Origin of the sequence: Rhizobium sp. BR 314, assembly GCF_047445805.1 — a bacterium.
Lineage (GTDB): Bacteria > Pseudomonadota > Alphaproteobacteria > Rhizobiales > Rhizobiaceae > Rhizobium > Rhizobium lusitanum_B.
Genome location: NZ_JARWLA010000012.1, coordinates 96,771 through 122,512, shown reverse-complemented (window position 1 = coordinate 122,512; position 25,742 = coordinate 96,771). Strand labels below are relative to the sequence as shown.

General features: G+C 57.7%; 19 protein-coding genes. 13 read left to right on the top strand and 6 right to left on the bottom strand.

Features of this window, described 5'->3' with window-relative positions:
- Positions 1-554: 554 nt before the first annotated feature.
- The 6 genes from QD461_RS17230 (at position 555) to QD461_RS17205 (ending at position 9,722) form a co-directional block, all read left to right on the top strand.
- Positions 555-818 carry a hypothetical protein gene (locus tag QD461_RS17230; protein WP_414088825.1) on the top strand — a complete coding sequence of 88 codons (264 nt, stop codon included), beginning with the start codon at positions 555-557 and terminating at the stop codon, positions 816-818.
- A 139-nt stretch (positions 819-957) separates the two neighbouring features.
- A complete protein-coding gene (locus tag QD461_RS17225; protein WP_414088824.1) occupies positions 958-2,025 on the top strand; it encodes an HlyD family secretion protein in 1,068 nt (355 codons plus the stop codon).
- A gap of 11 nt (positions 2,026-2,036) precedes the next feature.
- Entirely contained in the window at positions 2,037-4,811 is a 2,775-nt protein-coding gene (gene rbbA, locus QD461_RS17220) for a ribosome-associated ATPase/putative transporter RbbA (RefSeq protein ID WP_414088823.1), read from the top strand.
- A gap of 1 nt (position 4,812) precedes the next feature.
- On the top strand, positions 4,813-5,925 hold the full coding sequence (locus QD461_RS17215; RefSeq protein WP_414088822.1) for an ABC transporter permease: 1,113 nt from the start codon (positions 4,813-4,815) through the stop codon (positions 5,923-5,925).
- Between the two features lie 229 nt (positions 5,926-6,154).
- Positions 6,155-7,327, top strand: a complete 1,173-nt coding sequence (locus QD461_RS17210; protein ID WP_414088821.1) for an acetate/propionate family kinase — start codon at positions 6,155-6,157, stop codon at positions 7,325-7,327.
- 19 nt (positions 7,328-7,346) lie between these two features.
- Positions 7,347-9,722: a phosphoketolase gene (locus QD461_RS17205; protein WP_414088820.1), complete on the top strand. Its 2,376-nt coding sequence runs from the start codon at positions 7,347-7,349 to the stop codon at positions 9,720-9,722.
- Positions 9,723-9,835: 113 nt separating this feature from the next.
- Here the strand turns inward: QD461_RS17205 and QD461_RS17200 are convergent, their stop codons facing one another.
- From QD461_RS17200 to QD461_RS17175, 6 genes are all read right to left on the bottom strand, one after another.
- Positions 9,836-10,909, bottom strand: coding sequence for an ABC transporter ATP-binding protein (locus QD461_RS17200; protein ID WP_414088819.1), 1,074 nt, complete (start codon positions 10,907-10,909; stop codon positions 9,836-9,838).
- 1 nt (position 10,910) lies between these two features.
- Positions 10,911-12,842, bottom strand: coding sequence for a glycoside hydrolase family 127 protein (locus QD461_RS17195; protein WP_414088818.1), 1,932 nt, complete (start codon positions 12,840-12,842; stop codon positions 10,911-10,913).
- A gap of 22 nt (positions 12,843-12,864) precedes the next feature.
- Positions 12,865-13,728: a carbohydrate ABC transporter permease gene (locus tag QD461_RS17190; RefSeq protein WP_414088817.1), complete on the bottom strand. Its 864-nt coding sequence runs from the start codon at positions 13,726-13,728 to the stop codon at positions 12,865-12,867.
- Positions 13,725-14,642 carry a carbohydrate ABC transporter permease gene (locus QD461_RS17185; protein WP_414088816.1) on the bottom strand — a complete coding sequence of 306 codons (918 nt, stop codon included), beginning with the start codon at positions 14,640-14,642 and terminating at the stop codon, positions 13,725-13,727. Before QD461_RS17185 ends, QD461_RS17190 begins: the two co-directional genes overlap by 4 nt.
- A gap of 68 nt (positions 14,643-14,710) precedes the next feature.
- Complete coding sequence (locus QD461_RS17180; protein ID WP_414088815.1) at positions 14,711-15,949, bottom strand: ABC transporter substrate-binding protein; 1,239 nt, start codon at positions 15,947-15,949, stop codon at positions 14,711-14,713.
- Positions 15,950-15,993: 44 nt separating this feature from the next.
- Positions 15,994-17,013 carry a LacI family DNA-binding transcriptional regulator gene (locus QD461_RS17175; protein ID WP_414088873.1) on the bottom strand — a complete coding sequence of 340 codons (1,020 nt, stop codon included), beginning with the start codon at positions 17,011-17,013 and terminating at the stop codon, positions 15,994-15,996.
- Between the two features lie 347 nt (positions 17,014-17,360).
- Between QD461_RS17175 and QD461_RS17170 the strand changes: the two genes are divergently transcribed.
- The 7 genes from QD461_RS17170 to QD461_RS17140 all read left to right on the top strand — a co-directional run bounded on the left by QD461_RS17170 (position 17,361) and on the right by QD461_RS17140 (position 25,719).
- Positions 17,361-18,287, top strand: coding sequence for an ArsR/SmtB family transcription factor (locus QD461_RS17170; protein WP_414088814.1), 927 nt, complete (start codon positions 17,361-17,363; stop codon positions 18,285-18,287).
- A gap of 106 nt (positions 18,288-18,393) precedes the next feature.
- Entirely contained in the window at positions 18,394-19,905 is a 1,512-nt protein-coding gene (locus QD461_RS17165; RefSeq protein WP_414088813.1) for an alpha-N-arabinofuranosidase, read from the top strand.
- Positions 19,906-20,151: 246 nt separating this feature from the next.
- The gene (locus tag QD461_RS17160) at positions 20,152-21,252 is read left to right on the top strand and encodes an ABC transporter ATP-binding protein (RefSeq protein ID WP_414088812.1); all 1,101 of its coding nucleotides are present in this window, start codon (positions 20,152-20,154) and stop codon (positions 21,250-21,252) included.
- The gene (locus tag QD461_RS17155) at positions 21,245-22,180 is read left to right on the top strand and encodes a carbohydrate ABC transporter permease (RefSeq protein ID WP_414088811.1); all 936 of its coding nucleotides are present in this window, start codon (positions 21,245-21,247) and stop codon (positions 22,178-22,180) included. The genes QD461_RS17160 and QD461_RS17155 overlap by 8 nt, the downstream gene beginning before the upstream one ends.
- A complete protein-coding gene (locus QD461_RS17150) occupies positions 22,177-23,028 on the top strand; it encodes a carbohydrate ABC transporter permease (protein ID WP_199149644.1) in 852 nt (283 codons plus the stop codon). The genes QD461_RS17155 and QD461_RS17150 overlap by 4 nt, the downstream gene beginning before the upstream one ends.
- An 84-nt stretch (positions 23,029-23,112) precedes the next feature.
- Positions 23,113-24,438: an extracellular solute-binding protein gene (locus QD461_RS17145; protein ID WP_414088810.1), complete on the top strand. Its 1,326-nt coding sequence runs from the start codon at positions 23,113-23,115 to the stop codon at positions 24,436-24,438.
- A 549-nt stretch (positions 24,439-24,987) separates the two neighbouring features.
- The gene (locus QD461_RS17140) at positions 24,988-25,719 is read left to right on the top strand and encodes an SDR family oxidoreductase (protein ID WP_414088809.1); all 732 of its coding nucleotides are present in this window, start codon (positions 24,988-24,990) and stop codon (positions 25,717-25,719) included.
- Positions 25,720-25,742 lie beyond the last annotated feature (23 nt).

Below are 25,742 nucleotides of genomic sequence, written 5' to 3'. Positions count from 1 at the left end.
AACTTCGGCCGCCCAGACCGAAGCGCAGATCACCTGCCGCAGCGCATTGCTCCGTCTTCGAGACTATACTTTCACGTTATGTTCTCATACTGATCGTCGTCAGACTAAGACATGCCGAAGCATGCGTGCCGACCCCGTCACGTCGTCTCTCATGAAGTGATTCGGTGGTGACGCCGCAAATTTGGCCGGTTTACGCAAACCAGCGGCGTCGAAAACCTTGAAAAGGAATATCTGGCGTCCGGTCAGGGTGGCGATTTCCATCGGCACTCAAATGCATTGGCGACTTGGCAAAAGCTGCAGCTTCTGGTCGATTGGCGCGACCCAGTCACTTCCTCTTTCCCATCCCGTGTTGCCGATCGCATAAGCCGCGACCCTTCGCCGCTGGTGACCACTCTTGCGACTTCCCGCTTTTCATTGCTCTTTGCCAGAGGGCTACAACTGACCACATCGAATCCGAAATACGAAACTCGCTTGAATTGTTTGAAGCATTGAAAACTACAACTCTCCTTGCTACCGTCGCATTCTGATAAGCCGCTCCGGCGCGGTTCGAACAGATGAGGCTCCCCCATGATAGCGGCGCTTTATCGGCGCGCAGAATTGATGCCATTGCCCTCGCGGTTGCTGGCATCATTGACATCATCGCCGCCGGCTTCACGGCGACGAAGCTTGAGGAAACTGCGATCACCGATGTAACCAGTAAGGTTGCGTATGGCTCGCTCTTAACGAACGCGCCTCCCGTATTCGTTGTCGATCTGCCTGGTATGGTCACGCTCATCGATTGCATTTTTGCGTTCAAGATGAGCTCGATGAAGCCGTAGCCCGACCATGGAGTCGCTTGAGATGAAGCCGTTTCGAAATACCGACCGGATGGTCTGGCATCCGGTGGGCAGTTGAGAGCTTAAAGTGTTTTGAGTGCTTGGCCCAAGAGCGTGCGGGCCGATGGTTATGGAGAGTGCAATGGCTGTTTCACGAAAGACCTGGCTTGCGGGCGCAATCATTATCATTGCCGCGGCTGGCTACTACGCATGGACGAAGATCCATGCCCCCAGCCTTCCCGCCGGCTTTGCTGCAAGCAATGGTCGCATCGAGGCCGTCGAAATTGACATTTCCACCAAGACTGCCGGACGATTGCAGGATTTGCTGGTCCGCGAGGGCGATTTCGTCACCGCCGGCCAGACGCTTGCTCAAATGGATACGGCTCAACTCAGTGCCCGAAAGCGCCAGGCAGAAGCGCAGCTTCGTCGCGCGCAGATCTCGATCGATACGGCGGATAGCCTTGTTGCCCAGCGACTGGCGGAGAAGACCTCGGCGATGGCTGTCATCGAACAGCGCAAGGCCCAGCTCGATTCCGCAAGTAAGACCAATGCGCGCAACAGACAGCTACTGAGCAGCAACACGGTCTCGCAGCAAATTGTCGACGACAGTGAGGCGAACGAGCAGTCAGCCAAGGCAACGCTTGCCTCGGCACAGGCAGCTCTTGCGGCGTCAGATGCCGCCATCAACGCTGCCAAGGCGCAAGTGGTGGATGCAGAAGCGGCGGTCGATGCCGCCAAGGCCGAGATCGAGAGCATAGAAACGGATATATCCGACAGCACGCTCAAGGCTCCGAGGGATGGCCGGATACAATATCGCATTGCCCAGCCGGGTGAAGTGCTTGCAGCCGGCGGCCGAGTGCTGAATCTCGTCGACCTCGGCGATGTCTACATGACTTTTTTCCTGCCGACGGAACAGGCGGGCCGGACCTCGATCGGATCGGACGTTCGTCTGGTGCTCGATGCGGCGCCGCAATATACGATCCCCGCCAAGGTCTCGTTCGTTGCAGACGTTGCGCAATTCACGCCGAAAACCGTCGAGACCGAGGAGGAAAGGCAAAAACTCACCTTCCGCGTTCGCGCCCAGATCCCTCAGGAGCTTCTGAAGAAATACATCCAATATGTCAAAACGGGGCTGCCGGGCATGGCCTATGTCCGCCTCGATCCGCAGGCGCAATGGCCTGACAAGCTCGAACGCAAGCTCGTCAAGTAGCGGTTGACGACATGGTCGAAACTGTCGAACGGACATTGAACGACGACAAAGGCGATGTCGCTGTAGCCAGGCTGACCGATGTCAGGCTCGTCTACAAAAATGCGATCGGGCTGGACAACATCGCGCTTGATATTCCTTCGGGACGGATGACTGGCTTGATCGGCCCCGATGGTGTCGGGAAATCCAGCCTATTGTCACTGATTTCCGGTGCCCGCGCCGTGCAGACGGGACGCGTAGAAGTATTCGGCGGAGACATGAGCGATGCCCGACATCGCGACCGAACTTGCCCACGGATTGCCTACATGCCGCAGGGGCTTGGCAAGAACCTCTATCCAACCCTCTCCGTCTTCGAGAATGTCGATTTCTTCGGGCGCCTCTTCGGGCAGGACAAGGAAGAGCGGAAAGCCAGGATCGCCGAGTTGCTCGACAGCACCGGTCTCGGACCGTTTGCGCAGCGTCCGGCAGCGAAACTGTCGGGTGGCATGAAGCAGAAACTCGGATTGTGTTGCGCTCTCATTCACGATCCTGACCTGCTTATTCTCGACGAGCCGACCACTGGCGTCGACCCGCTATCGCGCCGGCAATTCTGGGAGCTGATCGGCAGTATTCGGGCAAGCCGGCCCGGTATGAGCGTCATCGTCGCGACCGCCTACATGGAGGAGGCGGCCGAGTTCGACTGGCTGATCGCGATGAATGCCGGCAAAGTCCTTGATACCGGTACTCCCCAGCAACTTCTTGAACGCACGCAGACCAGCGATCTTGATGCTGCATTCATCGCTCTGCTTCCGGAGGCCGATCGGCGTGACCACCACGACATCATTATTCCGCCACGTCCGAAGGCCGCTGACGGTGTTTACGCCATCGAGGCCAGCCATCTCAGCATGCGTTTCGGCGATTTCACCGCCGTCGACAATGTCAGCTTTCAGATCCCCAAAGGCGAGATATTCGGCTTTCTCGGCTCGAATGGTTGCGGCAAAACCACGACGATGAAGATGCTGACGGGCCTGCTTGCCGCGAGCGAAGGCGAAGCTAAGCTTTTCGGCCGCAAGGTCGACGCCAGCGACATGGCGGTCAGACGCCGGGTCGGCTATATGAGCCAGGCCTTCTCACTTTATGGCGAACTGACGGTCCGGCAGAACCTCGATCTTCATGCCCGTCTTTTCAGATTGCCCGAAGAGCGGATCCCTGCACGCATCGCCGAAATGACGGATCGCTTCGGGCTGGGTAATGTGATGGACGCGCTGCCGGACGCATTGCCGCTCGGCATCCGCCAGCGGCTGTCGCTTGCGGTTGCAATGATTCACGCGCCGGATATTCTCATTCTTGACGAGCCGACCTCGGGTGTCGACCCGGTTGCGCGCGATGCTTTCTGGCAGATCCTCGTGGACCTCTCGCGCAAGGACGATGTGACGATCTTCATCTCGACTCATTTCATGAACGAGGCCGAGCGCTGCGATCGAATTTCGCTGATGCACGCGGGCAAGGTGCTGATTAGCGACACACCGGCGGCCATCGCCCGCAGCCGCGACGCGGCGACGCTAGAAGATGCCTTCATTGCTTATCTTGAGGAAGCCTCGGGTATCGTTCGAGGCGAGGAAGCCAAGCCTGTCGTGATGGCAAACGCTCACCGGCCATCCGCAATGCCGGCCCGCCGGCGGCTCTTCGATTTTCGACGGATGTTCAGCTATACGCGCCGCGAAGCGCTGGAGCTGCAGCGCGATCCCATTCGCGGTACACTTGCCGTTCTCGGGAGCGTTATTCTGATGTTCGTCATCGGTTATGGCATCAACCTCGATGTCGAAGATCTGACCTTTGCCGTGCTCGACCGCGACGATTCGACGATTAGCCGCGACTACGTGCTCGATATTGCCGGTTCGCGATATTTCATCGAAAAGGCACCGATCAAGGACTATGCCGACATGGATCGCCGCATGCGCGACGGCGAACTCAGTCTTGCTATCGAGATACCGCCAAGCTTCGGACGAAACGTGTTGCGCGGCGACAATGTCGAGATCGGCGCATGGATCGATGGGGCCATGCCGCAACGGGCCGAAACGGTCAGAGGGTATGTTCAGGGCATGCACGCCAAATGGCTGGCACGCAAGGCAAAGGAGCTCTATGGATCAGCAGCCACGCAAGGCGCGTTCACGATCGAAACGCGCTTTCGCTATAATCCGGACGTTAAAAGCCTGGTGGCAATGGTCCCTGCAGTCATCCCGCTGCTGCTGATGCTCATCCCGGCAATGCTTGCAGCCTTGAGTGTCGTGCGCGAGAAGGAACTTGGCTCGATCATCAATCTATACGTCACGCCCGTCAGCAAGCTGGAATTCCTGATCGGCAAGCAATTGCCCTACATCGCGCTGGGCGTATTGAATTTTGTTCTGCTGACAGCCTTTGCCACGCTGGTTTTCCGTGTTCCCTTTACCGGCAGCTATCTGACCTATCTGACGGGCGCGCTGCTCTATGTCGTCATCGCGACTTCGATCGGCATCGTCATCTCGTCCTTCATGAAAAGCCAGATCGCGGCCATTTTTGGCACTGCGCTACTGACCCTGATACCTGCGACGCAATATTCCGGCATGATCGACCCGGTTTCGTCATTGCAGGGCGCAGGTGCATTGATTGGCAAGCTCTATCCGGCAACCTATTTCATGACGATTTCTCGCGGCACCTTCTCCAAGGCGCTCGACTTTGCAGGCCTCTACGGCTCCTTTATTCCGCTATTGATTGCGATCCCGATCCTTTCGATCCTGGGCACGCTGCTTATCAAGAAGCAGGAGGGATGACATGGCACTGTCCAATATCCTGCAGCTAGGGATCAAGGAGTTGCGTGGCCTGGCCCGCGATCCGATGCTCCTCCTGCTCGTCGTCTATGCATTCTCGCTGCAGATCTATACCGGCTCCAGCGCCTTGCCGGAAACGTTGAACAACGCGGCTGTCGCGATCGTCGACGAGGATCAGTCGCCGCTGTCTGGCCGTATCAGCACGGCGTTCTACCCGCCGTATTTCGTGCCGCCAAAGCAGATTTCCATCGCAGAGATGGATCAGCGAATGGATGCGGGCCTTGACACCTTTGCGCTCAACATCCCCCCAGACTTCCAACGCAAGGTCATGGCGGGGCAACAGCCGGCTATTCAGCTTAATGTCGACGCCACTCGCATGAGCCAGGCCTTCTCCGGGAGCGGCTATATCCAGACCATCGTCACAAGCGAGGTCGATGAGTTCATGAAGCGCTATCGCGCTACCAGTAACGTGCCAGTGGAGCTGACCTTGCGGGCCAGATTCAACGCGCAGCTCAACAAATCCTGGTTCGGCTCAATCAACAACATCATAACCTCGATCACGATGCTTTCGATCGTCTTGACCGGTGCCGCCCTCATTCGCGAAAAGGAGCACGGCACGATCGAGCATTTGCTCGTCATGCCCGTAACCCCGCTGGAGATCATGCTGAGCAAGATCTGGTCGATGGGGCTCGTGGTCCTGGTTGCCACCGCTTTCTCTGTCTTCGTCGTGGTCAAGGGTCTGCTTGGTGTACCTATAGAAGGCTCGATGGCGCTGTTTCTGCTTGGAACAGCGCTCCAGCTTTTTGCAACGACGGCAATGGGAATATTTCTGGCTACCGTCGCGGGCTCGATGCCGCAATTCGGCTTGCTCCTGATTCTGGTGCTCTTGCCGCTGCAGGTCCTGTCCGGTGCCATGACACCGCGCGAAAGCATGCCCGATATCATTCAGAACATCATGCTTCTTGCGCCGAACACTCATTTTGTCATTCTGGCGCAAGCCGTGCTCTTTCGAGGCGCTGGTATAGATGTCGTCTGGCCGCAGCTTTTATCCTTGCTTGCTATCGGCGGGATTTTGTTTTTCTTGGCTCTAGGAAGGTTCAGGAAGTTCCTGAGATAATCGTACGGTGATGCTGTTGCGGCAGCCCGTCGTATCTGCCCAGGGCTGCAAGACTGTAGAAGTGCGAATGATTTTTCGCCTGTACCACCAAGGCACAGCCCGTCAGCTCTGTCACAAGACTGACAACTATCAGTTGCGATATAGCGTCGCACGGGGCTGCTTGCTTGATTGCTTCCATGCACAAATGCCCTAACTTGGGGTGGCAGTACCCTCTGATCCGAGGCTTTTCATGACCGACGACATCCTACTGACATTCAATGCCGGCTCCTCGACCCTGAAGATCGGGGTCTTCGAACAGACGGGCCGCCACGCCAGGAATATAGGTCGCGGAAAGATCGACTTCGATAAAGCGCCTCTGACACTCGTTTACTCGATCGGAGGTGACCGTTACGAAAAGACGCTTACAGGAGATAACGCGGAGAATTTCGTCTCCGTCGTCAGCGAGACCCTCGATCACATCCTTGGCCATCTCCCTGGCACACTGCTTGCGGCATCCCACCGTATTGTTCATGGCGGTCTGCAGTTTCAAGGGCCGGTATTGCTTGACGATGCCAATATCGAACGCGTGGAGGACCTTGTCCCGCTCGCGCCCTTGCACCAGCCGCAGGCGCTGCGCGTCATTCGCTCACTTCGAAAACTTCGCCCCGATATTCGGCAAACCGCATCGTTCGATACTGCCTTTCATTCTTCTCAAGCAGATATTGTCAGGCGGCTTGCGATCCCGAGGGCGTTGCACGATGGCGGCGTGCGCCGGTACGGTTTTCACGGTCTGTCCTACAAATACATCGCCTCGAAGCTCAACGAGATCAATCCGGCGGGGGCACGAGGCAAAGTCATTGCGTGTCATCTCGGCAGCGGCGCCAGCCTCTGCGCCATGGAAAACGGGATCAGTTGCGACACAAGCATGGGGTTTTCGGCGCTTGACGGTATTCCGATGGCAACGCGCCCGGGATGGCTCGATCCTGGTGCCCTGCTTTATGTGATGCGAAGCGGCTTGCGTGATCCCGAAAAAATCGAGGATTTCCTCTATCATGAATGCGGGCTGCTGGGCGTCTCCGGCATCAGCGGCGATACGCGCATCTTGTTGCAGGACAAGCGTCCGGAAGCTGCCGCGGCCATCGATCTGTTCTGTCTGCGCATTGCCGGGGAGATCGGGCGGATGTGCTCGACGATCGGTGGCCTCGATTCCGTGGTGTTTACCGCGGGCATTGGCGAAAATCAGCCGGAGATCAGGTCTCGGGTGGCGCAAAGGTTGCGATGGTTGTCCGTCGAAATCGATGAGGATGCCAACAGGCGCAATTTGACTTCGATCAACGCGACCTCCAGCGCCGTCAAGCTATTCGTAATTCCCACCGACGAGGAACAAGTGATCGCCGATGAGACGATAGCGCTCATCGCGTGACGAAAACGAGGAGACGAACATGACCGCAATCGCCGCACCGCTTTCGCCCGAGGAATTGTCACTGATCGACCGCTATTGGCGGGCGGCAAACTATCTGTCTGTCGGGCAGATCTATCTGATGAACAATCCGCTTTTGCGCGAACCGCTGAAGCCCGAACATATCAAGCCGCGGCTGCTTGGCCATTGGGGCACGACACCGGGCCTGAACTTCATCTATGCTCACCTCAATCGTGTCATCAAGGCACGCGACCTCGACATCATTTACATGTGCGGACCTGGTCATGGTGGTCCAGGCATGGTGGCCAATACCTATCTCGAGGGGATCTACAGCGAGATCTATCCGGAGATTTCAGAAACCACCGACGGGATGCAGCGCCTGTTCAAGCAGTTCTCCTTTCCCGGCGGCATTCCGAGCCATGCCGCACCCGAGACGCCCGGCTCCATCCATGAGGGGGGCGAACTTGGTTATGCGCTGGTGCACGCCTTTGGCGCGGCTTTCGACAATCCAGAATTGATCGTCGCCTGTGTCGTCGGGGACGGTGAAGCAGAAACAGGGCCGCTGGCAGCGAGTTGGCATTCGAATAAGTTCCTCAACCCGGCCCGGGACGGCGCCGTCTTGCCAATCCTGCACCTCAATGGCTACAAGATCGCCAACCCTACCATTCTCGGGCGCGCAAGCGACGAGGATGTGAAGCGTCTTTTCGAAGGCTATGGCTATGAGCCTTTCTTCGTTGAGGGCCACGAGCCGGCAAAGATGCACCAGCAGATGGCCGCGACCTTCGAGCAGGTTTTCGACCGCATACGTGCGATCCAGGCCGCCGCGCGGCAAGGCAACGTTCTTGCTGAGTGCCCGCGCTGGCCGATGATCGTGCTTCGCAGCCCCAAGGGCTGGACTGGCCCGAAAGAAGTGGATGGCAAGAAAGTAGAGGGTTTCTGGCGAGCCCATCAGGTACCCGTGTCCAATTGCCGTGAGGATGAGGGGCACAGAAAGATCCTCGAAGACTGGATGCGCAGCTACGATCCGGAAGACCTCTTCGACCAGCAGGGCAAGCTCAAGGTGGAGTTGAAGGCGCTTGCGCCCCGCGGCACAAGGCGCATGGGCGCCAATCCCCATGCCAATGGCGGCCTTCTGCGCAAGGAGCTTCGGGTTCCGCCGATCGGGGATTACGCGATCGAGATCGGTGAACGCGGCAGCAAGCAGGTGCAATCGACGGAGATCCTGGGGCATTATCTCCGGGACACGTTGAGACTTAATGCCGACGAGAAGAACTTCCGCATCTTCGGTCCGGACGAGACGGAATCGAACCGTCTCGGCAGCGTCTTCGAGGTGACGGACCGGGTCTGGATGGAGCATATCGAGGACTATGATGTTCACCTGGCACGCGATGGCCGGGTGATGGAGGTCTTGAGCGAGCATCTTTGCCAAGGCTGGCTGGAAGGCTATCTGCTGACCGGACGGCATGGCTTGTTCTCATGTTATGAGGCCTTCATCCACATCGTCGATTCCATGTTCAACCAGCATGCCAAGTGGCTGAAAGTCAGCCGTGAACTCGAATGGCGCAAGCCGATCTCATCGCTGAACTATCTGCTGACCTCGCACGTCTGGCGGCAGGACCATAACGGCTTTTCCCATCAGGACCCTGGCTTCGTCGATCTTGTCGCCAACAAGCGGGCCGATATTGTCCGCATCTATCTCCCGCCGGACGCCAATACGCTGCTCTGGGTCGGAGACCATTGCCTTCAAACCTACGACCGGATCAACGTCATCGTGGCGGGCAAGCAACCGGAATCGCAATGGCTCACGATGGATGAAGCTATTGCCCATTGCAAAGCGGGTGCTGGCATTTGGGACTGGGCAAGCTACGAGGACAATACGATCGCGCCCGATATCGTCATGGCTTGTGCCGGCGACGTTCCGACCATGGAGACGCTGGCTGCCGTCATGCTGTTGCATGAAGCGATCCCCGATCTGAAGATCCGTACGGTCAATGTCGTCGATCTTCTTGCCTTGCAGGATCCTGAGCAGCACCCGCATGGGCTCGACCATCATGAATTCAATCGCATTTTCACGACGGACAAGCCGGTTATCTTCGCCTATCACGGCTATCCCTACCTCGTTCACCGCTTGACCTATAGACGCACCAACCACCAAAACATCCACGTTCGCGGCTTTATCGAGGAGGGTACGACGACTACCCCATTCGACATGACGGTTCTGAACGAGCTCGATCGCTATCATCTCGCGCTCGAAGCAATCAGCCGTGTCCCAGGTCTTGCGGAGAAAGTGCCGGATTTCGTGGAGGCCCTGGAGGCGAAGCTCGTAGAACATCACGCCTATGTCAGGCAGCATGGCGAGGATATGCCGGAGGTCAAGGATTGGCGCTGGAGGCGGTGACGCTTACAGTTGCATATCTGATGGGGATGACCGCTAGGCAGCAGCAGAACTCGTCGTTACGTGGTCGCTCTGGCCAGGCGCTGACCGGCTGATGTTACCCGGCCACTGAGCGATCAGCGCAGGCGGTTTCCCTGGGCGTCGAAATAGCGGCGGCGCGAAGGATGACAGTAGAGATGGATGATGTCGCCGCGCTGGATCTCCGGTCCGTCGCGGTACTCGGCAACCAGGCTTTGGCCATCTTCGCTCTGGCAGTAAAGGTAGCGTGTTCCGCCGAGATATTCGTCGAAATCAACTGTGACCCGAATGGTGTCATCCCGATCCGAGACGACTGTCAGATGCTCCGGCCGCATGCCGAGCATCAGTTGTTCGCCGGGGGACAGGCTTGCCTGTCGTATGTCAGTCTGGATGCAGCCGCCAGCCGTGTTTGCAAGACCGCTACCGACCCATTCCGCTTGGACCATGTTCATCCGTGGTGAACCGATGAAACCCGCCACGAAACTATTGGCGGGATCTTCATAGACCTCGCGCGGACTGCCTGCCTGTTCTATCCTGCCGTCCTTGAGCACGACGATCTTGTCGGCAAGCGTCATCGCTTCCGTCTGGTCATGTGTGACGTAGATCATCGTGTTGCCGAGGTCGCGATGCAGTCGGGCGATCTCGATACGCATGGAGACACGAAGCTCAGCATCGAGATTGGAAAGTGGTTCGTCGAACAGGAAGACGTCCGGCTTGCGCACGATTGCCCGGCCGATTGCGACACGCTGGCGCTGGCCGCCGGAAAGCTGACCCGGCCGGCGATCCAGCAGATGGTCGATCTTGAGGATCGCGGAGGCGGCCCTGACTCTCGCTTCGATGTCCGAAGCTCCAACGCGTGCCATCTTCAGCCCGAAACCGAGATTGTCGCGCACGCTCATATGCGGATAGAGCGCATAGGATTGGAAGACCATGGCGATACCACGCTCGGAAGGATCGAGATCGGTGACATCTCGACCCTTAATCGCAATCTCGCCGTCAGTGACTTCTTCCAGTCCGGCAATCATGCGCAGCAAGGTGGACTTGCCACAGCCGGAGGGGCCGACGAAGACGACGAATGCGCCTTCCGGTATGTCGAGGTCGATGCCGTGAATGACCTCCAGCCCGCCGAAGCTCTTGCGGACGCCGGTCAGGCGCATACTGTTCTTTGTCATCTCAGGCTCCGCGCTGCATGTGGTCGGCGCGGACCCAGACCAGCATTTCGCCGGGCTCACGATTGTCCCAAAGATGGTAGGGAACGAAACGCGCGGTCGAAGAAGTGGTTTTCGGCGGTGCTGTCCGATAGAGATCTGCGCCCCAGTCAGCTGTCTCCCGCGTCACGGCAACATCGAGTGCGACCGCTCCTTCCAGCGCGGCAATCTCCGTGGTTTTCGCAGTGGCCGGATCGCTGGAAAGCAAAATGCCGTTGAGATCGCGACCATTGTCCGTGGTCTCGACGCAATAGACGAGCGGCCCACGCATCAGGGCAGCGCGACCGGCATCCTGGCGGACTTTCGGGTTGGCAAACAGCGTGCGCGGGATAAGCGGAAGCGCGAGGTCGACACGATCGCCCGCCTGCCATTCACGATCGATGCGCGCATAGCCATCGATCGTCACCGTTGCCAGATCGATCGACGCGTCATTGATTGCGAGCGTGGCGCCTTCGGCCCATTCGGGAATGCGCAGCGACAGCGCAAATCTTGCCGCTCGATCGGTGCTGACGTCGAAGCGGATTGCGCCGTCCCAAGGGTAGCGCGTCGTCTGGGAAAGGTGCACGGTCGTGCCGCCGGCGAGCGGTACGCGGGCCTTGCTCTCACCGTAGAGATGGACGGCGATCTCGTTGTCGGCTGCCGCATACATATAGGAGCCGACGGAGGCAAGCAGGCGCGCGATATTCGGCGGGCAGCAGGGGCAATGATGCCAGGTCCAGCGGTGATGCTTGCCGGTGCTTTCCAGCGGGTTTTCATAGAAGAAGGTCTTACCGTCCTGCGACAGCCCCGCCATTGCACCATTGTAGAGCGCGACTTCCATGATATCGCCATAACGCCGGTTCGGCCCGCGACCCAGCATACGGTTCGCCCAGAAGACCAGTCCAACGGAAGCGCAGGTCTCGGCATAGGCACTTTCGTTCGGCAGATCGTAGTAGTCGGTGAAGCCCTCGTTGGAGGCCGCAGGCCCGATGCCGCCGGTCACATACATCTGCTTGGTCGTCAGATCGTCCCAAAGCGTCTCGAGTGCCACGGTCAGCGTATCGTCGTTATATTCCGTGGCGATGTCGGCCATGCCGGCATAAAGGTACATGGCACGTACGGCATGGCCTACGACTTTCGCCTGGTCGCGCACCGGCAGGTGCGACTGGCTGTACTCATAGGTCTTCTGCACGAAATTCTTAGGGTCGCGGCCGTCGCGAAGCGCTTCGTCGGTGAAGAAATGCGGTTGCTGGCCGCGCTCGTCGATGAAGTATTTGGCAAGGTCGAGATACTTCTTCTCGCTCGTGACTCGTCCGAGCTTGACGAGGGCGAGTTCCACTTCCTCATGGCCGCAATAGCCGCGAAGCTGGCCCTCGCCATGTCCGAAGACGGTGATCATGCAATCTGCAAAGCGGCTCATGATGTCGACCAGCTTGCGCTTGCCTGTTGCCTGATAATAGGCGACCGCCGCCTCGATCAGATGCCCGGCGCAGTAAAGCTCGTGATGATCGCGCAGGTTTGTCCAGCGACGGCCAGGCTGAACACGCTGGAACCAGGCGTTCAGATAGCCATCCTCCTGCTGCAGCTTTTCGTACATATCGATGATGGCGTCGGCGCGCGCTTCAAGCTCGGGGTTGGGGCGCCTGTAGAGCGAGTAAGCGATGGTCTCGATCGACTTGGCGAGATCGCTGTCCCAGAACATCTGCGTCGAGCCCGACCATGCCTGCAAGGGAATAACGATGCCAGGACTTGGCTGATCGACATCGATAGCCTTGATCATGCCGGCTTCGACGCAGCGATCGAGCAGCGTTGCAGCGGTAGAGTTGCAGATGGCATCCTGGCGGGCGCCGAAAAGGCCGGCAAGCTCGATATTCGGGACGGGGAGGGGGCGAAACTGGCGATTTTCTCTGTCAGACATGGTTTCATCCTTGTTGAAAGGGTTATTTCACCGCGCCGGCCATGAGCCCGCGCATGTAGTAGCGTTGCAGAAGCAGAAAGACGATGACGCAGGGGATGGTCATGACGGCGACGCCGGCCTGGACCGCGCCCCAGTTGACGGCGCCGAGACGGCCGGTCCTGACGGCGATCATCAGCACCGGTAGGGTGAATTTCTCGTTGCTCGACAGGAGCACTAGTGCGGCCAGGAACTCATTCCAGGCATTGAGGAAAGCGAAGATCGCAACGGTCGCGACACCCGGCAGCACTAAGGGAAAGAGAACGCGGAACAGAAGTTTCAGATCGCGTGCGCCGTCGATGCGCGCTGCCTCTTCGATTTCCTTCGGCACGGCGTCGAAGGCGTTGCGCATCATGAAGACTGAGAAGGGAAGCTGCAGCGTCACATAGACGAGTGTCAGCCCGATCAGCGAATTGTTGAGGCCGAGCCTTGCCAGGATGATGAAGAGTGGCGTCAGGATCGACTGGAAGGGGATCATCAGCGTTGCGATGATCAAGATGAAGAGCGCACTCTTGAAGCGGAAGCGATAGCGCGAGAAACCGTAACCGGCGAGCAGGCTGACGATGACGGTCAAAAGCACGGTCACGACCGATACGAAAAGCGAGTTCAGCGTATGCTGCACGACGCCGGCACCAAAGCCGTCAAGTGAGCGATAGGCGTCGAAGCTGAAGCCGGTCGTTGGCCATGGCGGCAGGGGCGGGAGGCTTGCCTCCGATCCATGCCTAAATGAGGACAGCAACGCGATCGCGAACGGCGCGAAGAAGAAAATGACGATGACGACGCCGATGCCATGATAGCCGATGCTGCCGAAGAGCTTGCGCCTCGCACGACGCTCGTTTGCGATGGTCACGGCTTATCCTCCCCGACGCGCAGCAGCCAGAGCTGGACGATACTGATCAACACCAGGATGACGAGGAGCGCGATGGAAAGCGCTGCGCCATAGCCGAGATTGAAGGACACAAAGGACTGGTTGAAGATGTAATAGACCACCGAGATCATCCGGTTCTGCGGGCCACCTGATGTCATGATGTAGAACTGATCGAAGGCAAGCACCGAACCGGTGATGGAAATGATCAGCGCAAGCGCGATCGTGCGGCGCATCAAAGGCAGCGTCAGATGCCGGAAACGTTGCCAACGTTTCGCGCCATCGATCCGGGCAGCCTCGGTCAGTTCGGACGGGATTGCCTGCAGGCCGGTCAAAAGAATGATCATGGTGAAGCCGGCGATCTTCCAGACGACCATCACGATGATGGTTGCAAATGCCATGTCGAAATCGGCAAGCAGGTTCGGTCTCTTGTCGACGAGACCAAGCGTCAGTGCGACCGGCGCAAAGAAGCCGCTGTCGACATTGGCAAGCCATACCCAGAGCAACGACGCTGTCGCAAGCCCGACGACGACCGGAAGGAAGATGATCGTGCGGTAGACGCCGACGAACGGTCTGTGCTTCTCGACGAAGAAGGCGAGGGGAAAGGCAACCGCAAAGATCGCGATAGTCACGACGACGGTGTAATAGGCGGTAAAGCGCAAGGCCGTCAGGAATCGGACGTCCGAGAGCATGCGTGTATAGTTGCCAAGGCCGATCCAGCGCGGATTGCCAAGCAGCGGCCAGTTATGAAAACTCATCCAGACGGTGAAGCCGACCGGTAGGACGAAGAAAATAAAGACGAGCGCCATGGCCGGCGCGATATAAAGAAACCCGTGCCAGTCGGCACGCTTTCGCCTTTTTCGCGGACGTGCGGCTGCGATAGCTCCAGGCCCGGCCATGGAATGCTCCCGATGTTGTGATGGAGGAACCGGGAAGCTCTCGGCGCTCCCCGGCGTTGATGGATCGGTTATTGTTGTGCGTTGTCGATGATCGACTGCATTTCCGACTGGGCATTGGAGAAGGCGCCATCGACATCGCTTCCGAACATGGCGGCGTTGGTAAAGCCCGCCCATGGGCCGTTGGCACTGTTGATCAGATCGTTGAACTGCAGCGTGTAGGGTGTCTTGGCGATGGAGATCGCCTTCAGTCCAACCTGCATGCGCGGATCGAGACCCTGAAGCACCTGCTCGGCGATATCGCCGCGCGTCGGCAGGCTCCCGTACTTCGCCATGATCTTCTGCCCGTCGAGCGAGTAGGTGTATTCGAGGAACTTTTTCACGGCATCGAGCTTCTTCGTACCCTTGGAGATGACGAAATTGTCGCCCCCTGCAAAGGAAGAGGGCTTGCCGTCGACACCGGGGATCAGCGTCACGCCGAAATGGATATCGGGATATTGCGTAATCAGCGTACCGATCGAAAAGGCGCCGATGCTCTGCTGTCCGATCTTGCCGTTGCTGATGCTGAGGAAATTGGCACCGGTGTCGCTTGCCGCGCCCGCCGGCACCAGATCCTTCTTCACCATGCTGCGATAGATGTCGATAGCCTTGCGCATTTGCGGCGTGTCGAGCGTCGCCTTCTTGCCGTCGGCTGAGAGAATATCTGCACCGGCACCCCAAACGAGGGGCGTGAAGGTGAAGATCATACAGCCGCCACAACCGCCGCCGGAGAAATAGAAGCCATAGGTGTCGCCGCCGAGCGCGCGAATTTTCTCCGCATTCTGTTCGATTTCCACCCAGGTCGCCGGCGCCTTTTCGGGATCGAGGCCGGCCTTCTTGTACAGATCCTTGTTCCAGGCAAAGACCGAGGTCTCGACGGAGAGCGGGAGGCCGTAAATATGGCCATCATAGGTGCCGAGCTTCACATGCGAGGGCGAAAGCGAGTTGAAGTAGGGCAGGCTTTTGGCCCAGTCGGTCAGATCCTCAAGCTGGCCGGCCGCAGCAAAGGCAGGCGTGTAGATGAGATCCATCGACAGCGCGTCGGGCGCCTGACCACCGGCAATGGCCGTCGCATATTTCTGCACGAGCTCGGCAAAGGGTACCTCGGTCAGCGTGACCTTGTCATCGTGACCGGCGTTATAGGCCTCAACGACTTTCTTGAAGGAATCGCCAATGCCGCTTCGAACCCACATGGAGATGTTTTCGGCAGATGCTAAGGATGTAAGGCATAGAGATATGAGGCCGGTTGCGGCCAGAAATCGCTTCATCATGTTTCTCCTCCCTTGAGGCAACTCCCATTGCCTCGTTTCTTGCACTAAAGCTTGGAATCTCCTCCGCACGATTGCCGAATGATCAATTCGCACGGCAACGTCCTGATGCCCGGTTCGACGGCATGGCCCTCGGCAAGCGCTAGGACCGTCAATCCCGCTTCGCGCCCGAGCGCCTTTAGATTCATGTCGACCGTCGTCAGTGGCGGGCGAGTTTGGGCAGCGACAATTTCCCAGTTGTCGAAGCCGATCACCGAGACATCTTCCGGCACACGCACGTCACGCTCACGCAGCCCGTCCACGACCGCACGCGCGATCTGGTCGTTACCGCAAAAAATGCCGTCGGGCTTCGGACCGGGCGCCATCCATAGCCTAGTGATCGCCTCGTGCCCCCAGGCCTCAGACCACTCGCCGTAAAACACCGGAAAGGCGTCGCCGACGAGGCTGCGATAGGCCTGGCTACGTTCGCGCACGGATACGAAACTCTCCGGTCCGGTAACATGCGCGATCCGGCGACGACCAAGATCGATCAGTCGCTTGACCGCAAGGGTCGCGCCTTGGAAATCATCAGCGCAGAATGTCACGCTGTCGGGCGCACCTTCGGTAAAGGCATAGACGACCGGCACGGGTAGGTTGGAAAGATCCACCGGTAGCCGGCGATCGATCCTTTTTCCCGAAGCGATGATGCCGTCAACGTGCTTGTCGAGCATGGCGTCCACATGAACCTTTCCGAGCGCCGGATCGTCTTCGATGGTGCAGAGAAACACCGAGACCCCATGATCGGCGAGCGCCTCGGTAATCCCGGCCATCACCGGAAGCGTAAAGCGGCCGTAAGTATCGTTGGTCAAAAGACCGATGGTAAAACTGCGATTGCTAAGCAGGCTCTTGGCGAGGGCATTCGGACGAAAGCCGATTTCAGATGCAATCCGCTTGACTCGGTCGCGGGTCCCCTGCGCCATCCGGCCGGTATTGTTCAATGCCTTCGATGCCGTTGAAATGCTGACGCCTGCAGCCGCAGCAACATCGTGAATCGTCGTTCGGCCGCTTTTGGTACGCTGATTTTGCAGATGACCTCTCCTGAATGAATGAAGGTGAGAAAACCTTTTCTCATAGTGTGTGTCAAGATGGGAAAAGGTTTTCTCATGGTTTTGGTCCGTATGGCAACCATGTGGTGTTCAAATTCCGCCGGCCCCGTTGGCGTGTGCGGTCCGTCGTAGCTTTCAGGCGAACTAATTGTGATCGTAGGTCGATCCGACACGGTGGGTGCTGGAGAGACCCGGAGGTAGCTCAAGGAGACTTGAAGGCTGGGGTCTGTGCTCCTGAAGGCCGGCAGTCGCTGCGCATCCGATTGATTAAATCAGCTAAATTGATATAGAACGAGGATACGCATTCATATCTTGCTGATCGGACCCCCATGAGTCGCAATTTTCTCGTCGTTCACCCTGAGGAGGGTATGTCCGTCCTGAAAGGACTTGCATCGCCGGCAAGGATCTCGGTGCTCAAATTATTGCACGAGAGAGGCGCGTTGAACGTCAATGAAATCGCTGAAATCCTTGATTTGCCGCAATCCAGCGTCTCGACTAATGTGCAGATGCTCGAGGAGGCAGGGTTGATCCGTACCGAGACGCAGAAGGCGCGCAAGGGCAATCAGAAGGTCTGCTACAGCGTCTATGACGAGATCCTCGTCGTCTTCAAGAATGAAATCAAGGAAGCTGAACCGGATGCCATTGAGGTGGCGATGCCACTTGGTCTCTATACAAGCTTCGATGTGACGGCGCCGTGTGGTCTCTGCTCGGTGGAGGGTATTATCGGGCTGCTCGACGTCCCGGCAACATTCCTTGATCCCGACAGGATGAAAACGGCGCTTATCTGGTTCACACGTGGCCATGTCGAGTACCAGTTTCCCAACAATGCGCGACTAACCAATGCCCATGTTCGTGAGATCGAATTCGTTATGGAGTTGAGCTCTGAGGTGCCTGGTACAAGTGCCGACTGGCCCTCCGACATTACCCTCACCGTCAACGGCGTCGATATCGGAACCTGGACGTCACCCGGCGATTTTGGCGACAAACGTGGGGTTTTTACGCCCGATTGGTGGAAGTTGAAGGGATCGCAATACGGAAAGCTGAAAAGCTTCCGTATCAATGATGATGGTGCATTTGTTGACGGCCTGCGCATTTCGAATGTGACGCTGGCCGATCTCAAGCTCAACGAACACCATTCGATTCGCCTGCGGATCGGGGTACGTGACGACGCAAAGCACCCTGGCGGCATCAACGTATTTGGCCGCGGCTTCGGCAATTACGATCAAGATATCTTGCTGCGCATCAGGACCCGCTAAGCCAATCGGCCTTTCTGATATTTACCCTTGACCGCGGCCGCGGCTTCCGCTTTATTCATCTAAAATTGTGATATATATCACAAAATATGATAATGTGGAGGGTATCATGAAAGCTGCGGTGACCGCGCACGGCAAGTATACGATCTCGGACATCGATCCGCGTCTCTACGGTTCGTTCATCGAGCATCTCGGCCGCGCCGTCTATACCGGCATCTACGAGCCGGAGCACGCGACCGCCGATGAGAACGGCATGCGCAAGGACGTGCTCGATCTCGTCAGGGAGCTTAACGTTCCGATCGTGCGTTATCCCGGAGGCAACTTCGTCTCGGCCTATAATTGGGAAGATGGGATCGGCCCCAAGGAAAGCCGGCCGACTAGGCTCGATCTTGCGTGGCATACGTCGGAAAGTAACCAGGTCGGTATCCACGAATTTGCCGATTGGTGCGTCAGCGCCAACACCGAAATGATGCTCGCGGTCAATCTCGGCTCCCGGGGCTTGGACGAGGCACGCAATTTCCTCGAGTATGTCAATCATCCCGGCGGCAGCGAGTGGAGCGACAAGCGTATCGCCAACGGCCGGGCTGAACCTTGGAACGTTAAGCTCTGGTGCCTCGGCAACGAGATGGACGGTCCCTGGCAGATCGGCCACAAAACGGCGGACGAGTACGGTCGCCTGGCGCATGAAACCGCCAAGGCCATGCGGGCCTTCGACAATGGCCTGGAACTTGTCGTCTGCGGATCGTCCAATGCCCACATGCCGACCTATCCGGAATGGGAAGCGACCGTTCTCGACCATACCTACAACGAAGTCGATTACATTTCGCTGCACATGTATTTCGAGAACCGCGCCAAGAACACCGCAACCTACCTCGCTCGCAGCCTTGAACTCGATCGCTACATCGGCACGGTTGCCGGGGTCATCGACTACATCAAGGCCAAGAAGCGTTCGGCCAAGGATGTCTATATCTCGTTTGACGAGTGGAATGTCTGGTACCATTCAAAGGAGCGCGACAAGGCAACGCTTGCCGGCGCCAATGGCTGGCCGCGTGCCCCAGCACTCCTCGAAGATGATTATAACTTTGAGGACGTGCTGCAGGTCGGTTGTATTCTCAATACCTTCATCAACCGCGCCGATGTGGTGAAAATCGCCTGCCTCGCGCAGTTGGTGAACGTCATCGCGCCGATCATGACGACGCCGGGTGGGGCGGCCTGGCGTCAGACGATCTTCTATCCCTACTACTTCGCCTCGGTCTATGGTCGCGGTACGGCGCTGAGGCTGATGGTCGACAGCCCCACCTATAAGGTGGATGAGCTTGGCGAGGTGCCATACCTCGACGTTTCCGCCGTTCACGATGCTGATGCTGGTGCGCTGACATTCTTCATCGTCAATCGTCACAGGACTGAGGTACTTGACCTCGATGTCAGCCTGCTTGAGTTCGGGGCGTTGAAGGTCGTCAACGATCAGCTCATTGCCCATCCCAATCTCAACATCACCAATACCGCCGAGGCGCCCTTCAATGTCGCGCCGGTCAGGGCGACGGACGCCGTGGTTGCGGACAGCAGGCTCAGCGCAAAGATCGCTCCCTTGTCTTACCGGATGATCCGTTTGCGGGCCTGAGTTATAAATCAGGATTTCCGATCTATATCGAGGATGCATTGACATCGAATTAGTATGATTTAATGTCAAAGCATCGGTCTTGGCGTGCCACTGGGAGGAAGAGATGGAAGCAGCAGCTTCTGTTTTGGCGCTGTTGCCGACTGACGCGTATCCATCTTTCACGATGGATATTTGCACGGTTCGCACATGTCAGACACATAGTCATATCGGCTTTTCGGATTCTGACTGCCTCATCGAGGTGGTCGGATGACGGCGAATATCGAAATCCAGAATGTCAGTAAGCGCTATGGCGCCGTAACCGTCCTTGACGATCTGTCTCTATCTATCAAGGCCAACGAATTCATGGTGTTCCTTGGTCCTTCCGGCTGCGGCAAGTCGACGCTTTTGCGGATGATTGCGGGCCTGGAGAGCGTCGACGAGGGTGCCATTTCGATCAATGGGCAGCGCATCGACACATTGCCGCCCGGCCAACGCGATGTTGCTATGGTCTTCCAGAGCTATGCGCTCTATCCGCATATGACGATTGCCGACAACATGGCGTTCGGCCTGCGCAATATCAATGTTGCGCGGGACGTGATTGCGGCCCGCGTTGCCGAAGCTGCCCGCATGCTGGAGATCAGCCATCTGCTGGAGCGCAAGCCCGGCCAGCTTTCAGGCGGCCAGCGGCAGCGCGTTGCGATCGGTCGCGCCATTGTCAAGGAGCCGAAGGCCTTCCTCTTCGATGAGCCGTTGTCGAACCTCGACGCGGCATTGCGGGTGCGCACCCGTGTCGAACTGGCCCAACTGCGCAATCGTGTCCAGTCGACGATGATCTTCGTGACGCATGATCAGATCGAAGCGATGACGCTTGCCGATCGTATCGTCGTCATGAACAACCGCAAGATCGAGCAGATCGGCTCTCCGATGGAGATCTACTCATGTCCAGCCAGTCGTTTCGTTGCCACTTTCGTCGGATCGCCAACGATGAATTTCCTCGACGTCGGCCTTTCCGAGTGCAACGGCTTCCTGTGCGCCCGGCTGCCCGACGGCACGATGTTGCAGACGGCAATCCGCGCTTCAGGCCCTAATGCCGGTCCCCATTCGTTGGGCATCCGGGCCGAGGCGGTAAAGGCCGCAGGAGGTGGCGATGCGACGACAATAGGCAAGGTCGAAGTGCTCGAACGCCTGGGCGACCGCACTCTTCTCTATACGCGTCTCAAGGACGGCACCACTTTGGTGGCCGAAGACATCGGCAATAGTCGTGTGGCCATCGGTGAGGAAATCGCTCTGATGCTCGACGGCACCCGCAGCCATATTTTCGATGCAGGGGGGCGCGCCTGGCATAATGAGGAACCAGGCCATGGCTGACGTGACGTTGTCGCAAGTTCGATCGGCCACTAGGGCCGGCACCCGGAACAAGGTGCAGAACATCAATGCTCCGCTGTGGCGCAACGCGCTTTTCGTTGCTCCCTATCTCTTCTTTTTTGTCACGCTGCTCGTCATACCCTTGTTCTGGGGCATGTGGCTAAGCCTGCACAAGGCAGATGCCTTCGGTACCGGACGCTTTGTCGGAATCGACAACTACGTGCGCCTGTTCCGTGACAAGATCTTCCTGCAGGTGGTTGGCAATACATTCTATTTCGTATTCCTGACCGTGCCGGCTCTGGCTATTCTCGGGCTCATGCTGGCTCTGGCGCTAAACCGGAAGACGAAGATGGCGGCCATCCTGCGTACGATCTATTTCTCATCGTCGGTGCTGTCAGTAACGATCGTGACGCTGATCTGGCGCATCGTCTTCATCGGCAACTTCGGCTTGCTTGCCACGATCTATGGCTGGTTCGGCGCGACTTCGCCAGCATTCCTGTCCGATCCGAGCCTTGCGATGATTGGCATTGCGATTGCAACGATATGGTGGTGCATCGGTTTGCCGATGATGCTGTTTCTCTCCGCACTACAGCAGGTGCCGGCAGAGATTTACGAGGCTGCCGCACTCGACAATGCCAGCCGCTGGCGCACGCTGCGATATATCACCCTGCCGTCGATCCGACGCACTTTCGTCCTCGTTCTCATCATTCAGGTCGTGCTTCAGTTCCAGCTGTTCGGCCAGTCGAAACTGATGACGCTTGGCGGCCCGAACAATGTGTCCAAACCGATCGTCTTTTACATTTACGAGGCTGCTTTCACCAAATGGGACCTTGGACTGGGCGCCGCGGCCTCCGAGGTTCTGTTTCTGCTGATCCTGATTGCTGCCATGGCGCAGTACTTCATCTCGCGCCGCAAAGGAGAGGAAGGATGAGTATGGGTTCCGCTGGCAATATGGTGGGTCGCTCGACTGGCGATCGAGTGATCCTATTCCTTGCCATCCTCTGCGCTCTGATCATGATGGCGCCGGTGCTGTGGGTGATCGGGCTCTCGCTCAAGGACAACAAGGAACTGATGGCGGATATGAACGCCGTCTTCCATGCACCCTACACGATCAACAACTACATCAATATCCTTGCGACCTCGTCGGTCTTCCGCTGGATTTTAAACAGTGTCATTGTTGCCGGCGGTTTGACGATCATGACATTGATCTTGTCTTCGCTTGCCGGCTACGGCTTTGCCAGGCTGAATTTTCCCTTCCGCAATGTGCTGTTCATCATCGTGCTGCTCGGTCTTGCGGTTCCGGAACAGGCCGTCCTGATCGCCCGGCACCAGTTGTTCAGTTGGCTGAAGTTCCACAATACCTATCATGGCCTGATCCTGCCGGGTCTGTCGGCACCTTTCGGTGTGTTTCTGATGACGCAGTATTTTCGAGCCATCCCGAAAGAGCTCGACGAAGCGGCACTTCTCGACAATGCCAGCCGCTTCAAGATCTTCTGGGCGGTTCTCCTGCCGCTGACGATCCCAGCCCAGGCGACGCTTGGCATCTTCACTTTCCTCGGCGCCTGGAATGACTACTTCTGGCCGCTGATTTCGGGAACGAAGAAGGAAATGTATACCCTGACGATCGGCATCGCCTCGACACAGACCAACTTTGCACAATCCGAGGGCCTCGGCTTTCTGATGTCGCAAGCGGTCTTTGCCGGTGCACCGATCCTGGTTCTCTACCTGTTTTTCCAGAAATACATCGTGACCGCAGTCTCCGGCGCCGCCGTGCGCTGACGAGGCGGCAACGCGACGATGGTCAATCCGCCTCTTAGGGCGGCCTGCAGCCAGTGATCAAAGAACTCAAGAGGAGGAGTTGGAATGACGCATGCTTTGAGGAAATACATGCTGGCCGCGGCATCGGTCATCGCCCTCGTCGGCGCTACGCCGGCCTTTGCCGCAACCGATCTCACCGTCCAGCGCTTCTTCGGCGCCTGTGATGCCGATTTCGGTACCAACACCGACGTCAGCAAGGCCGTCGGCGAGTGCGGGATCATCACCTCGCTGATCAACAAGTTCAATGCCGACAATCCCGATATTCACGTCGCGGTTACTACGGTCGAGTGGCCGGGCTACGACCAGTTGACGGCGCAGTTCGCGGCCGGAGATCCGCCCGACATCGTTACCATCCACCAGTCCGTGCTGGCAGACTATCAGTCCAAGGGCCTGATCATGCCGCTTGACGATCTGCTGAAATCGGTTGGTGTTGCGCCTTCCGATTTCACCGATGCCAGCCTTGGTGGCGTGACCAAGGATGGGAAGATCTACGGCCTGCCGATCGACAACTGGACCATGCTCTTCCACATCAACATGGACCTCTTCAAACAGGCCGGTCTCGTCAATGCCGACGGTACGCCCAAGCTTCCAACCAGCGCCGAGGAGCTTCTGGCACAGGCAAAGCAGTTCAGGGAGAAGACGGGCAAGCCCTATTTCGTGCAAAACCTCGCCAACGAGGTCGCGCTCTACACCCGCAATCTCTACACCTACCTTTTTCAGCAGGATGCCGACTTCTTCGCCAATCCGAAGAAGGTCAAGCTGAATACGCCCGAGGCCAGGAAGGTTCTCGAGATGTACAAGGCGATCTATGACAACGGAGATACGACCAAGGATCTCGATTACGCTGCCGGCATCAATGCTTTTCTGAATGGCGATGGCGGCGTGCATCTGAATGGAACCTGGGTGATCGGCGACTATACGGCGTCGTCGCAAAAGGCAGGCACCGCCCTCAACAAGGGCGGCTACGCCGTATATCCCTATCCTCAGCTTTTTGCCGGCAAGAAGGCACAATATGCCGACGGCCACAGTTGGGCCGTTTCGCAGAAGGATCGCTCACCGGAGGCAACCGCCGCCATCGGCAAATTCCTGAAGTTCTTCCACGACAACGACTTCGATTGGTCGCGGACCGGCCACTTGCCTGCTGTCAAGGCGGTTCTCGACTCGGCCCAGTTCAAGGCCCTGCCGCATCGCGACACGATCTCGTCAATCGCTCAGCTCGGCACGCCGCTGCCATCCGCCGTCCAGCGCCAGTTTGCGATCCAGGACATTATCGGGCAGGAGATGAGCGCGGCGATCACCGGTCAAAAGGGCGTCGATGCCGCACTTTCCGATATGGAATCGCGCATCAACGACCTGCTTGCCAACATCTAAGGCTCACACTCTCCCCGAGCCGAAGAGCGGATGCCCGTCGCCGGTCTCGCGGCGGGCATCAGCACAGCCAGCATAGAATCTGGGCCCGGAATCGAATTTTTGCGGATCCTGCTTTTGAAGGGTTGACCCAGTCGATGACGGAACTGCAGAGTGGTAAGAATCTCGAATCTTGCAATATTCGGGAAGATGTCGAGCGTTGCAACCGACGTCACCACCCAATCGAAGCGGGTTGACACGCGGTTGTGAGTGGGCAGACGGAAGAGGAGGTCGGGGCTTATCGACGCTTTCCGTTTTATCGACAGGTGTTCTGTGGTGGTGAGAATCCATGCTGACCAGCTTCTTCGGTAACATCAGGCGGTCATGGCCTCATCTTCGGTATGCTGACCGGTGCGGTTCTGCTTTGTATTTTCGGCAACAGGCTGAACCTGATGGGGATCGATCCCTACCTTCAGGACATTATTCGAGGCATTGTCACCCTACTTGCTATCTACATAGCCCTTGAATGGCGGTGGCTGCCTCACGTCGTTCCCACACCACAGGAGAATGCGCATGTCTCAATCATTGGCAGGCAAGATTGCCGTCATTACCGGCGCGGCTTCCGGTATCGGGCTCGCCACCACCGAAAAGCTTCTTTCGCTCGACGCGACGGTCGTCATGGTCGATTGGGACGAAGCAAGGCTCGCGGAGCTTGCCGAGAAACTCGGAAGCAAGGCAGTTTCGCAGGTGACAAACCTGATCGACGCTGAAAGTTGCGCTGCGATGATCCCGGAAATCCTCAAGAAGGTCGATCACATCGACATTCTCTATTGCAATGCCGGCACATACATCGGTGGCGATTTGACCGAGACGACTAGCGAAGCGATCGACAAGATGCTCACTCTCAACGTCAATGCCGTGATGAAAAATGTTCACGCCGTCGTCCCACATATGATGGAGCGCAAGACCGGTGATATTGTTGTCACCTGCTCGATCGCGGGCCACTACCCAGTACATTGGGAACCTGTCTATGCCTCTTCGAAATGGGCGATCACCTGCTTCGTGCAGACGATGCGACGTCAGATGATTCCCCATGGGGTCCGCGTCGCTCAGGTTTCACCCGGTCCGGTTATTTCCGCACTTCTCGCCGATTGGCCAGAGGAAAACCTACGCAAGGCAAAGGAGTCCGGCAGTCTTATCGACCCGAGTGAGGTTGCCGATGCTGTCGAATATATCCTGACGCGCAAACGCACTGTGACCATTCGCGATATGCTGGTCCTTCCCACCAATTTTGATCGTGTCTGAGGAGCGGAAACGCCTTCACGAAG

Bases quoted from the DNA above. Each gene is read 5' to 3' on its own strand.
- QD461_RS17230 (WP_414088825.1), top strand. From the start codon at position 555: ATGAGGCTCCCCCATGATAGCGGCGCTTTATCGGCGCGCAGAATTGAT.
- QD461_RS17225 (WP_414088824.1), top strand. From the start codon at position 958: ATGGCTGTTTCACGAAAGACCTGGCTTGCGGGCGCAATCATTATCATT.
- rbbA (WP_414088823.1), top strand. From the start codon at position 2,037: ATGGTCGAAACTGTCGAACGGACATTGAACGACGACAAAGGCGATGTC.
- QD461_RS17215 (WP_414088822.1), top strand. From the start codon at position 4,813: ATGGCACTGTCCAATATCCTGCAGCTAGGGATCAAGGAGTTGCGTGGC.
- QD461_RS17210 (WP_414088821.1), top strand. From the start codon at position 6,155: ATGACCGACGACATCCTACTGACATTCAATGCCGGCTCCTCGACCCTG.
- QD461_RS17205 (WP_414088820.1), top strand. From the start codon at position 7,347: ATGACCGCAATCGCCGCACCGCTTTCGCCCGAGGAATTGTCACTGATC.
- QD461_RS17200 (WP_414088819.1), bottom strand. From the start codon at position 10,909: ATGACAAAGAACAGTATGCGCCTGACCGGCGTCCGCAAGAGCTTCGGC.
- QD461_RS17195 (WP_414088818.1), bottom strand. From the start codon at position 12,842: ATGTCTGACAGAGAAAATCGCCAGTTTCGCCCCCTCCCCGTCCCGAAT.
- QD461_RS17185 (WP_414088816.1), bottom strand. From the start codon at position 14,642: ATGGCCGGGCCTGGAGCTATCGCAGCCGCACGTCCGCGAAAAAGGCGA.
- QD461_RS17180 (WP_414088815.1), bottom strand. From the start codon at position 15,949: ATGATGAAGCGATTTCTGGCCGCAACCGGCCTCATATCTCTATGCCTT.
- QD461_RS17170 (WP_414088814.1), top strand. From the start codon at position 17,361: ATGAGTCGCAATTTTCTCGTCGTTCACCCTGAGGAGGGTATGTCCGTC.
- QD461_RS17165 (WP_414088813.1), top strand. From the start codon at position 18,394: ATGAAAGCTGCGGTGACCGCGCACGGCAAGTATACGATCTCGGACATC.
- QD461_RS17160 (WP_414088812.1), top strand. From the start codon at position 20,152: ATGACGGCGAATATCGAAATCCAGAATGTCAGTAAGCGCTATGGCGCC.
- QD461_RS17155 (WP_414088811.1), top strand. From the start codon at position 21,245: ATGGCTGACGTGACGTTGTCGCAAGTTCGATCGGCCACTAGGGCCGGC.
- QD461_RS17150 (WP_199149644.1), top strand. From the start codon at position 22,177: ATGAGTATGGGTTCCGCTGGCAATATGGTGGGTCGCTCGACTGGCGAT.
- QD461_RS17145 (WP_414088810.1), top strand. From the start codon at position 23,113: ATGACGCATGCTTTGAGGAAATACATGCTGGCCGCGGCATCGGTCATC.
- QD461_RS17140 (WP_414088809.1), top strand. From the start codon at position 24,988: ATGTCTCAATCATTGGCAGGCAAGATTGCCGTCATTACCGGCGCGGCT.